The sequence below is a fragment of the Methylohalobius crimeensis 10Ki genome (genome assembly GCF_000421465.1).
Taxonomy (GTDB): Bacteria; Pseudomonadota; Gammaproteobacteria; order Methylococcales; family Methylothermaceae; genus Methylohalobius; species Methylohalobius crimeensis.
Genome location: NZ_ATXB01000001.1, coordinates 796,605 through 807,547, shown reverse-complemented (window position 1 = coordinate 807,547; position 10,943 = coordinate 796,605). Strand labels below are relative to the sequence as shown.

At 56.9% G+C, this 10,943-nt stretch carries 11 protein-coding genes and 2 tRNA genes; 5 read left to right on the top strand and 8 right to left on the bottom strand.

Annotated elements, in window-relative coordinates:
• Nucleotides 1-57 precede the first annotated feature (57 nt).
• The 4 genes from H035_RS0104270 to H035_RS0104255 all read left to right on the top strand — a co-directional run bounded on the left by H035_RS0104270 (nucleotide 58) and on the right by H035_RS0104255 (nucleotide 3,831).
• Nucleotides 58-1,488 carry an RNA polymerase factor sigma-54 gene (locus H035_RS0104270; RefSeq protein ID WP_022947761.1) on the top strand — a complete coding sequence of 477 codons (1,431 nt, stop codon included), beginning with the start codon at nucleotides 58-60 and terminating at the stop codon, nucleotides 1,486-1,488.
• A complete protein-coding gene (rapZ, locus tag H035_RS0104265) occupies nucleotides 1,488-2,336 on the top strand; it encodes an RNase adapter RapZ (RefSeq protein ID WP_022947760.1) in 849 nt (282 codons plus the stop codon). Before H035_RS0104270 ends, rapZ begins: the two co-directional genes overlap by 1 nt.
• Nucleotides 2,337-2,442: 106 nt before the next feature.
• Nucleotides 2,443-3,480, top strand: coding sequence for a peptide-methionine (R)-S-oxide reductase MsrB (gene msrB / locus H035_RS22710; protein ID WP_200861525.1), 1,038 nt, complete (start codon nucleotides 2,443-2,445; stop codon nucleotides 3,478-3,480).
• Between the two features lie 3 nt (nucleotides 3,481-3,483).
• The gene (locus H035_RS0104255) at nucleotides 3,484-3,831 is read left to right on the top strand and encodes an HIT domain-containing protein (RefSeq protein ID WP_022947758.1); all 348 of its coding nucleotides are present in this window, start codon (nucleotides 3,484-3,486) and stop codon (nucleotides 3,829-3,831) included.
• Nucleotides 3,832-3,835: 4 nt separating this feature from the next.
• On the opposite strand, the gene purH is transcribed toward H035_RS0104255, so the two are convergent.
• The 4 genes from purH to H035_RS0104235 form a co-directional block, all read right to left on the bottom strand.
• Entirely contained in the window at nucleotides 3,836-5,398 is a 1,563-nt protein-coding gene (purH, locus tag H035_RS0104250; RefSeq protein WP_022947757.1) for a bifunctional phosphoribosylaminoimidazolecarboxamide formyltransferase/IMP cyclohydrolase, read from the bottom strand.
• A gap of 1 nt (nucleotide 5,399) precedes the next feature.
• Nucleotides 5,400-5,654 (bottom strand): helix-turn-helix domain-containing protein, encoded by a 255-nt coding sequence (locus tag H035_RS0104245; protein WP_235044537.1) that lies wholly within the window; start codon nucleotides 5,652-5,654, stop codon nucleotides 5,400-5,402.
• 406 nt (nucleotides 5,655-6,060) lie between these two features.
• The gene (gene speD, locus H035_RS0104240; protein ID WP_022947755.1) at nucleotides 6,061-6,846 is read right to left on the bottom strand and encodes an adenosylmethionine decarboxylase; all 786 of its coding nucleotides are present in this window, start codon (nucleotides 6,844-6,846) and stop codon (nucleotides 6,061-6,063) included.
• A gap of 112 nt (nucleotides 6,847-6,958) precedes the next feature.
• Nucleotides 6,959-7,381, bottom strand: coding sequence for an OsmC family protein (locus H035_RS0104235; protein ID WP_022947754.1), 423 nt, complete (start codon nucleotides 7,379-7,381; stop codon nucleotides 6,959-6,961).
• 217 nt (nucleotides 7,382-7,598) lie between these two features.
• Here H035_RS0104235 and H035_RS18110 point away from each other — a divergent pair, with 217 nt between their 5' ends.
• Entirely contained in the window at nucleotides 7,599-8,123 is a 525-nt protein-coding gene (locus H035_RS18110) for a hypothetical protein (protein ID WP_022947753.1), read from the top strand.
• A gap of 191 nt (nucleotides 8,124-8,314) precedes the next feature.
• Here H035_RS18110 and H035_RS0104225 read toward each other — a convergent pair.
• The 4 genes from H035_RS0104225 to H035_RS0104210 form a co-directional block, all read right to left on the bottom strand.
• A tRNA-Glu gene (locus tag H035_RS0104225) sits at nucleotides 8,315-8,391 on the bottom strand.
• Nucleotides 8,392-8,405: 14 nt separating this feature from the next.
• Nucleotides 8,406-8,481, bottom strand: a tRNA-Ala gene (locus tag H035_RS0104220).
• Between the two features lie 41 nt (nucleotides 8,482-8,522).
• Nucleotides 8,523-9,938, bottom strand: coding sequence for a glutamate--tRNA ligase (gltX, locus tag H035_RS0104215; RefSeq protein WP_022947752.1), 1,416 nt, complete (start codon nucleotides 9,936-9,938; stop codon nucleotides 8,523-8,525).
• 54 nt (nucleotides 9,939-9,992) lie between these two features.
• Nucleotides 9,993-10,886, bottom strand: coding sequence for a hypothetical protein (locus H035_RS0104210; RefSeq protein WP_022947751.1), 894 nt, complete (start codon nucleotides 10,884-10,886; stop codon nucleotides 9,993-9,995).
• Between the last annotated feature and the right edge of the window lie 57 nt (nucleotides 10,887-10,943).

Below are 10,943 nucleotides of genomic sequence, written 5' to 3'. Positions count from 1 at the left end.
CAGCTACAATAGCCTGAATAATTTTAGTGCACATCGTTTAAGAACGACGGACGACTTATGAAGCAAAGCCTGCAGTTACGCCTGGGCCAGCAGCTTACCATGACTCCTCAGCTGCAGCAGGCAATCCGTTTGTTGCAGTTGTCTTCCATAGAACTCAAGCAGGAAATTCAGGAGGTGCTGGAGTCCAACATCATGCTGGAGCTGGCGGACGAAGACCGCACTTCCGGCCAGGACGGGAACACCTCTTCCGCCCCGGAGGAGCCGCGTACCAAACCTTCCGAATCGATTCCCGAGGAATTACCCTTGGATGTAGGGTGGGAAGATGTCTACGACAACGTATACTCCACTCTGGGGCCGGATGAATCGGACAGCGATTTCCTTTTCCAGCGGAGCACCCCGGAGAGCTTGCACGAACATCTGGAGTGGCAGATGGAAATGGCCCACTTCAGCGAGCGGGATGCCATTATCGCCACTGCGATCATCGACCTCATCAAACCGGATGGTTATTTGGAAAGCTCGGTGGAAGAAATTCACCGGAATTTGGCCCAGCAATTGACGGACCTGGAACTCGACGAGGTCCAAGCGGTTTTGCACCAAATTCAAAATTTCGACCCAGCCGGGGTGGCGGCCTCGAACCTGAGCGAATGCCTGGCGATCCAGTTGCGGCAATTGCCCGAGGATACGCCCTGGCGGGAACAAGCCTTGCACATCGTCGACCAGCATTTAGAAGCGCTAGGCAAGCAAAACGCGTCCGCTCTCAAAAAAAACCTGGAACTGGACGATCGCCAACTGGAAGGCATCCTGGAATTGATTCGCTCCCTCAATCCTCGCCCGGGGACCGCCTTCGATAGCGAAGAAGCCCAGTACGTCATTCCGGATGTCTTCGTATTCAAGCAAAACGGCCGCTGGGAAGTGTCGCTCAATCCGGAAATCGCCCCCAAACTGCGCATCAATCCGTTTTATTCCAACATGATCAAACGGGCCGATCGCAGCGAGGATAACGTCAGCATGAAGACCCACTTGCAAGAGGCGCGCTGGTTCCTGCGCAGCCTGCAAAGCCGGAGCGAAACCTTGCTCCGAGTGGCCCGCTGCATCGTCGATAGACAGAAAGAGTTTCTCGAACACGGCGAAATCGCCATGAAGCCGATGATCCTGCGGGATGTGGCGGAGGAACTGAACATGCACGAATCCACCATCTCGCGAGTGACCACCAACAAATACATGCATACCCCCAACGGCATCTACGAGTTCAAGTTTTTCTTCTCCAGCCATGTGTCCACCCAATCCGGCGGGGAGTGTTCGGCCACGGCCATCAAGGCGTTCATCAAGGAGTTGGTGGAACACGAAAACCCCGCCAAACCCTTGAGCGACTTGAAAATCGCCGCGCTCCTCCAGGAAAAGGGCATCAACGTGGCCCGCCGCACGGTGGCCAAGTACCGCGAGTCCATGCATATCCCCTCGTCCAGTCAACGCAAGCGCCTTCTGTAATGGAACTGATCATCGTCAGCGGTCTGTCCGGTTCCGGCAAGAGTATCGCCCTCAGCACCCTTGAGGACTGCGGCTACTATTGCATCGACAACCTGCCGGTGCGGCTGATCGAACCCTTCGTGCGGGAATTCGGAAGCCAGCCCGGAAAGACCGCCATCAGCATCGACTGTCGCAATCTCAGCGGCGACGTCAATCTGTTCTGTCAGGTACTGGAGATCTTCAAGCAATTCACCATCCCCTATCGCATCCTGTTCCTCAAGGCCGCCCCCCAGATCCTGCTTAACCGCTACAGCGAAACCCGGCGCAAGCACCCTTTGAGCCATACCGCCGACCTGCCGCCCGCCGACGCCATTCAACGGGAAAACGCTTTGTTGGAACCCATCGCCGCCCAGGCCGATCTGATGATCGATACCAGCCACACCAATATTCATCAATTGCGCGAACTGGTTCGTGCCCGCTTGGGTGAAAAAGACAGCCAGCAGTTGTCCTTGTGCTTCACCTCATTCGGCTTCAAGCAAGGCATTCCCTTGGACGCCGACTTCATCTTCGACGCCCGCTGCCTGCCTAACCCCCATTGGGAGCCCAAGCTTCGTCCCCTCACCGGTCGCGACCGGCCGGTGGCCGAATATCTGCAAAGTCTTCCCCTGACGGGCGCATTTCTCACCCAGATTCAAGCTTTTCTCGATCATTGGTTGCCGCACTTCCGGGATCAGAACCGCAGCTATCTCACCGTTGCCATCGGCTGTACCGGCGGCCAACACCGCTCTGTCTATCTGGCGGAAAAGTTGGGGAATATTTTTTCCTCCTCGCCCTATTCGGTACTGGTGCGCCACCGGGAACTTCCCTAAACTGCCTCCATACCCGCTACCGGGAGGATTGACCATGCGAAATCTATTTCCTACCTTATTCATCGGATTGATTCTGATATTTCTATCTTTCAACGGGAGCGCCAATATGACCTCTTCCTCCAAGCCGAAACACTCCCCGGAAAAGCTCCAAAAGGCCACCTTCGCCGGCGGCTGCTTTTGGTGCCTGGAAGCCGATATGGAAAAAACCGAAGGGGTGGTGGAAGTGGTTTCCGGTTATACCGGAGGAGACGTGGAAAACCCCACCTATGAACAGGTATCCAATGGCACCACCGGTCACCTGGAAGCGGTCCAAGTCCGCTTCGATCCGGACAAAATCGGCTACGCGGAACTGGTGGAGGTATTCTGGCGCCACGTCAATCCCACCGATCCCGGCGGTCAATTCGTCGACCGCGGCCCCCAATACCGTACCGCGATTTTCTACCACGACGAGGCGCAAAAACGCATCGCCGAGGACTCCAAACGCGCCCTGGAAGCCACGGGCCTCTTCGACCGCCCCGTGGTCACCGAGATCCTGCCGCTGACGAAGTTCTACCCGGCCGAGAACTATCATCAGGATTATTACCGCACCCACCCCATTCGCTACCGGTTCTACCGGCTAAACTCGGGGCGCGACCAATATCTCCACAAGACTTGGAACGAGGAAATGGATAACAGCGATTTTCAAAAACCTGCTTCCGGGGAGTTGAAACGACAGCTGACCCCGCTGCAGTATGAAGTGACCCAGGCAAACGGCACCGAACCGCCTTTTAAGAATAAATACTGGGATAACAAGCGCGAGGGCATCTACGTGGATATCGTTTCCGGCGAGCCCTTGTTCAGCTCCCTGGACAAATTCGATTCGGGTACCGGCTGGCCCAGCTTCACCCAGCCCCTGGAGCCGGACAACATCGTCGAACGCGAGGACCGAAGCTGGTTCTCGCGCCGCACCGAAGTACGCAGCCGGCATGCCGATTCCCATTTGGGTCACGTATTCAACGACGGTCCGCCGCCCACCGGACTGCGCTACTGCATCAACTCGGCGGCGCTGCGCTTCATTCCCAAGGAGGAACTGGAAAAAGAAGGCTACGGCCAGTACCTGCGCCTGTTTCAATCGCAGGCCCAATCAGGCAACCACGAGGAGTAATCGATGGCCACTATTTTCGAGAAAATCGTCAACGGCGATCTTTCCGCCGACATCGTCTACCGCGACGAGCAAGTCACCGCCTTCCGGGACATCCGGCCGGCGGCCCCTACCCATGTCTTGATCGTCCCCAACCGATCGATCCCGACCCTCAACGACGTTCAACCCGAGGATGAACCGCTCTTGGGCCATATGCTCTATGTGGCGAAGCAATTGGCCCAACAGGAAGGCATCGACGATGACGGTTACCGCTTGATCATCAACTGCAACCAACACGGCGGCCAGGAAGTTTTTCACCTCCATTTGCATCTGCTCGGCGGGCGATCCCTGGGGCCGATGGTGATGCGAAAATAAACATTCAGTGCCGGAAATGACGAACGCCGGTGAATACCATGGCGATACCGGCTTCGTCGGCGGCGGCGATCACCTCCTTGTCGCGGATCGAACCACCCGGCTGAATGATCGCGGTCACCCCGGCTGAGGCGGCCGAATCCACGCTGTCTCGGAAGGGGAAGAAAGCCTCCGAAGCCATGACCGAGCCGGCGACCGTCAAGCCCGTTTCCTCGGCTTTTTGAATGCCGATCCGGGCCGACCATACCCGGCTCATTTGTCCGGCGCCGATGCCGATGGTCCGGCCTTCCCGGGCGTAGACGATGGCATTGGACTTGACGTATTTGGCCACCCGCCAGGCGAACAATAAGTCTTCCAACTCCTGAGGACCGGGCTGACGCCGGGTGACCGGCTGGAGCGTTTCCCGGTCGACCACGGCGATATCCTTGTCCTGGACCAACAACCCTCCGGAGATACACTTGAACTCAAGCCCCTTCTGCAGCTTCTGCCACATCCCGCAAGCCAAAACGCGCACATTGGGCTTGGCGGTGAGCGCCGCTTGGGCCGCTTCGGTCACGCTGGGGGCCAGGATCACCTCCACGAACTGGCGCTCGAGAATCGCGTGGGCGGTGGCTTCGTCCAACGTCCGGTTGAAAGCGATGATTCCGCCGAAAGCCGACATGGAATCGGTGGCGTACGCCAACTCATATGCCTTGAGCAGGCTATCCGCCTGGGCCACGCCACAGGGGTTGGCATGTTTGACGATCACACACGCCGGCCGGCCAACGTTGAAGGATTTCACGCATTCGAGGGCACCATCCGCATCGGCCAGATTATTGTAGGACAAGGGCTTGCCTTGAATCAGGCGGGCATGGCCGAGGGTGCCGGCAGGAGGTTCGTCGATCCGATAAAGCGCCGCTTGTTGATGAGGATTCTCGCCGTAGCGAAGATCGCGCGCTTTGCGCGCACTCAGATTCAACGTGGCCGGCATGCCCGAATCGGCATGAATGGCTTTTTCCAAATAGGCGGCGATGGCGCTGTCGTAGCGAGCGGTGTGCTGGAAGGCGGTGGCGGCCAGCTCCGGGCGCAGCGCATCGGGAAGGACGCTCAGATTGAGGCGAAGTGCCTCCAATACCCGATCATAGTCGGCGGGATCCACCACCACGCCCACTTCGGCATGATTTTTGGCCGCCGCCCGAATCATGGCGGGCCCACCGATGTCGATATTTTCGATCGCGGTGTTGAAATCGCAATCCGGTCGTCGGATCACGTCGGTGAAGGGATATAAATTGATCACCACCAGATCGATGGGTTGGATGCCGTGTTCGGCCATGACCGCATCGTCCACCCCGCGCCGACCGAGAATGCCCCCGTGGATTTTGGGATGCAGCGTCTTGACCCTTCCGGCCATGATTTCCGGAAACCCCGTATAATCGGCCACCTCGATCACGGAAACCCCGTGCTCCTGGAGCAGCCTGGCGGTCCCTCCGGTGGAGAGGATCTCGATTCCCAGCCCCCTCAAGCCTTCACAAAATTCGACAATACCGGTTTTATCGGTCACGCTCACCAGCGCGCGCTTTACCTTGTGCATTTCATTCGATCCCATATGATTGCATTTTCTTGCGCAGGGTGCTGCGGCTCATTCCCAGCACCTGGGCGGCCTTACTTTGATTGCCGCCAGTGTGATTCAAGACGGTTTCGAGCAAGGGCTTTTCCACTTCGGCGATGACCATGGCATGCAAACCCGCCACCATTTGGCCGTCGAGTTGGGTGAAATACTGTTCCACGGCGATCCGCACCTGGTCCTTTAGGACAATGCCTTGCCCCGATCCCTGTTCACTTGTCACGCTTTCCTCCATTTGTTGTACTGCATTCCTTTCCCGACGCAGGCGCTTCATCTACCCGGCCCATCGCTAGCTAAACGAGGAAACACGATTACACTCCTCCACAGCTCGTCCAAACTTGGGCGGCTCCCCGTATCGGGCGTCCTTCGATAGCTATAAAAAAGACGGGGTTCAATTCCTTTCCCGAGAGACATCGGAGGACAGCAATCGGAGCCGTTTAGTCCCCCATTCCCGAAGGTGCGTCACCGGATGCACGCCCGCCGGATCGAAGGGACTCACCAAAACGGCTTTGCTTTTATCATTTTCGTCGAAAGGGAGCCGCCAACCTAAACCCGCCCCCGATCACGCCGGGGATCAATCAGTTTAGCCCAACCCGGAAGCAAACCTCAAACGCTGGAGAAATGGCGATTCAGAGTGCGTAATTGCGCCCGTAAAAAATTTCCGCCATCTCCTGGCGCACCTTTTCCTGCACTTCCTCGCGCTCGTCTTCCGTCAGCAAGACGTCATCCGGAGCAAACAGATAATCGTCCAGGTTGAACTCCTTCAACATCATCTTGGTGTGAAAGATTTTTTCTTGATAGACGTTGACATCGATCATTTGATAACGCGCCTTGGTATCCTCGGCGAGAAAGCTTTGGATCGAGGTGATCTCGTGATCGATGAACAGCTTGGAGCCGCTGACGTCGCGGGTGAAACCGCGCACCCGATAGTCCATGGTGACGATATCGGATTCGAAGCTGTGAATCAGATAATTGAGCGCCTTCAGCGGCGAAATCCGGCCGCACGTGGAAACATCGATATCGGCTCGGAAGGTACTGATACCGAAATGGGGATGGCTTTCCGGGTACGTGTGAACGGTAATGTGGCTCTTGTCCAAATGAGCCAGTACCGTCTCCGGCAAAGGACCGGGCGCCTGGGTGTTGGCTACCTTGTAACCGACCGGATCCTCGGAAATCAGCATGGTGACGCTCGCTCCCTGGGGATCGTAATCCTGGCGTGCGATATTGAGGATATGGGCGCCAATGATATCGGCCACGTCGGTGAGGATCTGAGTCAAGCGCTCGGCATTGTAGGCTTCGTCGATGTATTCGATGTATTTTTGCTGATTGGCGGGGCTGGTATAGCAAATATCGTAAATATTAAAGCTCAGGCTCTTGGTCAGATTGTTGAAACCGTGCAGTTTCAATTTTTCCATCGATGTATCAAACTCCATCAAGTAATTGGATCTTCAGGATGCCCCCGCAACCAAGCCGGGTTGGACGCATAATTTGCGCCCCGTTGGGTGCGAAGCCAAGGATGGCGGACCATCAACGAGCGGGATCGACGACCTCGAAGTCATGGCTGACTTCAGCCGCTTTGCCCAGCATGATCGAAGCCGAACAGTACTTTTCCGCCGACAACTGCACCGCCCGACTCACGGCTGCCTCGCTCAGTCCTTTCCCCTCCACAATGAAATGCAAATGAATCCGGGTAAATACTTTGGGCGGATTCTCGGCCCTTTCTGCGCTCACCTCCACCCGGCAATCGCTTACCGGATGACGCCCTTTGCGGAGAATATGGATCACGTCGAAAGCGGAACAACTGCCCACGCCCAAAAGCAGAAGCTCCATCGGCCGAACGCCCAAATTGCGGCCGCCGTGCTCCGGCGGCCCGTCGATCACCACACCGTGGCCACTGCCGGATTCCCCCAAAAACAAAACATCTTCCACCCATTTGATCCGTGCTTTCATCGCCGTGTTGCCCATTATGAAAAGGGGCTAAAAATAACATAAATTACTTAGAGACCATACCAATGCTGGAAAATTCTATTTTGGTCGACTCACCGCGCCCTTGGCTACATGAAACCGATCATCAATTCACCCAATTATTTCCTGTGGGAAAACCTTGCAATAACCTTCCCAAAAACGCATATTCAGCAAGGCAGACAATCCTTCACGGGAGGGCGACATGCAAAGGTTAGTACTACTGATTCCAGACGTGAACCTGGCCGGAAAAATCGTCGATGAATTATTGGTGGCCCGGGTCAAAGAGGATGAAATCCACATCATCGCCAAAGAAGGCGTTCCCTTGGACAATTTGCCGGAAGCGGGCCTAGCGGAGAAAACCGATCTGATTCCCTCCATCAAACGCGGCCTGGCCTCCGGTTCGGCCACCGGACTGCTGGCCGGACTGGCGGCGGTGTTGCTGCCCACCGGAATCGTGGCCGCCGGCGGCGCGGTGATCCTGGCTACCACGCTGGGCGGTGCGGCCATGGGGGCCTGGTTCTCCAGCATGATCGGAATATCCGTTCCCAGCGAGGAAATGCGCAAATACGAAAAAGCCATCGAAGCGGGTGAATTGTTGATGTTGGTGGACATTCCCAGATCGCGCACCGACGAAATCGTCCAATTGATCCGAAGCCATCACCCCGAGGCAGAGATCAAGGAAGCCGAATATATCCCGCCGATGCTGCCGGAAATGTCGGACGATTGAGACAAGGCAAATCCTTTCCTGAGCTTGGCGGGAATATTGACCGTTTTCCCTCGGATCCCCGGGGGAGGAATCCTCCTTTTTTATTACCTCTCTTAAACGGCACTTAGGCGGTTGAAACTTTTGAATAGGCGTAACGGGGCGGATAGAAACAAAAAAGCCCGCCGTTTAAAACGGACGGGCTTTTTCCAAATTGGCGTCCCCAACGGGATTCGAACCCGTGTCGCAGCCTTGAAAGGGCTGTGTCCTAGGCCGGCTAGACGATGGGGACAAATTTTTTTCTCTTGGTGGAGCCAGCCGGGATCGAACCGGCGACCTCTACAATGCCATTGTAGCGCTCTCCCAGCTGAGCTATGGCCCCTCACGAGAGAAAGGAATTATATAAACTGATTCAGCTCTTGTCTAGGGGTTAGCGATATTTTTTTCGATATATTCAATCGCCGCGGCGATTCGGTTGAGGGTTTTTTCCCGTCCCAATAGATACAGGGTGACGTCAATAGGCGGCGATATCGCTGTCCCGGCCAAGGCGACCCGCAAGGGTTGGGCGACTTTGCCCAGCTTCAGACCCAAGGTTTCCGAGGTTTCCACCACCACCCGATGCAGCCCTTCCTGCTCCCAATCGGCCAAACTTTGAAAACCTTCATGGAGTTTCTGTAAAGGCGCCACGGCACTCGGTTTGAAATTTTTCTTCGCCGCCTTTTCTTCGTACTGCTCGAAATCTTGATAGAAAAAAGCGCTGTTTGCCGCCATTTCCCTGAGGGTCTTGCAACGTTCCCGCTGAGCCACCACGACCGCCACCGGATCGGGGCCGGCTTCTGCCGGATCGATTCCCAGCTTACCCAGGTGCCAACGCAGGTGGTTGGCCACGTGCTGCGGCTCCGCGCGCATCAGGTATTGGTGGTTGAGCCAGAGCAGCTTGTCGGGATTGAAGGTGGAAGCGGATTTGTTGATATCCTTGATGTCGAACAGTTCGGTCATTTCATCGACCGTGAAGATCTCCTGATCGCCGTGGGCCCAACCCAGGCGGACCAGATAGTTGAGCAGCGCCTCGGGCAAATACCCCTGCTCGCGGTATTCCAGCACACTCACCGCTCCGTGCCGCTTGGACAAACGAGAACCATCCTCGCCCAGAATCATGGGGACGTGGGCATACTGCGGGGGCTCCGCTCCCAAAGCGCGCATGATGTTGATCTGGCGCGGGGTGTTGTTGAGATGGTCATCGCCGCGGAGGACATGGGTCAGCCCCATATCCAGATCGTCCACCACCACAGTGAGATTATAAGTGGGCGTGCCGTCGGAACGGGCAATCACCAGATCGTCCAATTCTTTATTGTCGAACACCACCCGCCCGCGGACCAAGTCGTCGATGATAACCGCTCCTTCATCCGGGTTGCGGAATCGTATCACCGGCTCGACGCCGGGCCGCGGTTCGCTGCGGTGACGACAACGGCCGTCGTAACGGGGCTTTTCCTTGCGCGCCATCTGCGCCTGACGCATGGCTTCCAGCTCTTCCTTGGTGCAGTAGCAACGATAAGCCTTGCCCTCGTCCAAAAGCCGCTGAATCACTTCGCGGTAGCGGGGAAAGCGCTCGGTCTGAAAGTGGGGCCCTTCATCGTAGTCGAGTCCCATCCAGGTCATCCCTTCCAGGATGGCGTTGACCGATTCGCGGGTGGAACGTTCGCGGTCGGTGTCCTCGATCCGGAGAATGAAGCGGCCGCCGTGTTTGCGCGCATACAACCAGTTGAACAAGGCGGTTCGGGCACCGCCGATATGAAGGTAGCCGGTGGGGCTGGGGGCGAAACGGGTGCGTACGCTCATGCAGATTCCATCCTCGGGTTAAAATCCGTCTATTTTAACAGAACCGGACGACCTTCAGCGTCGCTCGAGCGCCTTGACCACTGCTTTCAGGGGTGCCAAGCGGGTGAGCGCTCGAAAAACCGGACGATCGCCGATCAGACCGACACAGCGGAAGGACTGGAACTCGCCCGCCTCCTCGCAGTCCGGCGCCACCAACACATGCAGCACGTCGTTGCTCCGGATCGCGGTCACCGCTTTTCGATCCACGCTGATCTCATGGCGGGTATAGACCATCGGCTCGATCTCGAAATCGTGGCCCCTGAGGCGGGCCCGCTCCAGCAAGGCGCAGGAAATAAAACTGACCGGAAACATTTCCGGAAATTGAACTCGCCCTTCCAGTTCATCGAAATACCGAGCCGGATCCACCAAAGATCCCAGGAGAAAATTCTTGGCGTTGGCGGTCGTCATGTACTTGCGCTTGAGAAAATACGGCGTGCCGGGGAGTTCGCCGCGATCGGGCTCGGCTGTCAAGGGCGGCAACTCGCCCAGTTCGAGATCGGGAAGTATCAAGGGCTGCCGGGACAATTTTTGGTACCCCATCAACACCACCCCCTGGGCGCTTCGAATCAACACCCGGTTGCTGAGCACTCCCCGCCCATCGTCCCATTGGGAGGGTTTGATCACGAGCTCGAACGATTGACCGGGTTTAAGGGCGGCGGCGAAATGGATCTGGTAGTTGCTGAAACGCAAGGCACGCAGCAACTTCGAGTCTTCCTGCGCGCGCCGATAGGCGGCGACCGCTTCGGCCAGCCAAGTCTCGGTCTGAAAACCCATGACCACCGGCCCACCGAAGGGGTTGCCGCGCAGGCGCCGCCATTTGCCCAGGTCGTGGAACAGGTTGAAATCATCGGTGGCAAACCGGGCCACATCGATATGAAGCTGGGAAAATCCGGCGCACTCCGCGATCATGTTATGCTCACCCCTCACTCGAACGACCTATCTTCAAGCATAGCAGAGAGCGGGATT

What these genes read in the sequence shown, in the direction of transcription:
- H035_RS0104270 (WP_022947761.1), top strand. Translation starts at nt 58, where the DNA reads ATGAAGCAAAGCCTGCAGTTACGCCTGGGCCAGCAGCTTACCATGACT.
- rapZ (WP_022947760.1), top strand. Translation starts at nt 1,488, where the DNA reads ATGGAACTGATCATCGTCAGCGGTCTGTCCGGTTCCGGCAAGAGTATC.
- msrB (WP_200861525.1), top strand. Translation starts at nt 2,443, where the DNA reads ATGACCTCTTCCTCCAAGCCGAAACACTCCCCGGAAAAGCTCCAAAAG.
- H035_RS0104255 (WP_022947758.1), top strand. Translation starts at nt 3,484, where the DNA reads ATGGCCACTATTTTCGAGAAAATCGTCAACGGCGATCTTTCCGCCGAC.
- purH (WP_022947757.1), bottom strand. Translation starts at nt 5,398, where the DNA reads ATGCACAAGGTAAAGCGCGCGCTGGTGAGCGTGACCGATAAAACCGGT.
- speD (WP_022947755.1), bottom strand. Translation starts at nt 6,846, where the DNA reads ATGGAAAAATTGAAACTGCACGGTTTCAACAATCTGACCAAGAGCCTG.
- H035_RS0104235 (WP_022947754.1), bottom strand. Translation starts at nt 7,381, where the DNA reads ATGAAAGCACGGATCAAATGGGTGGAAGATGTTTTGTTTTTGGGGGAA.
- H035_RS18110 (WP_022947753.1), top strand. Translation starts at nt 7,599, where the DNA reads ATGCAAAGGTTAGTACTACTGATTCCAGACGTGAACCTGGCCGGAAAA.
- gltX (WP_022947752.1), bottom strand. Translation starts at nt 9,938, where the DNA reads ATGAGCGTACGCACCCGTTTCGCCCCCAGCCCCACCGGCTACCTTCAT.
- H035_RS0104210 (WP_022947751.1), bottom strand. Translation starts at nt 10,886, where the DNA reads ATGATCGCGGAGTGCGCCGGATTTTCCCAGCTTCATATCGATGTGGCC.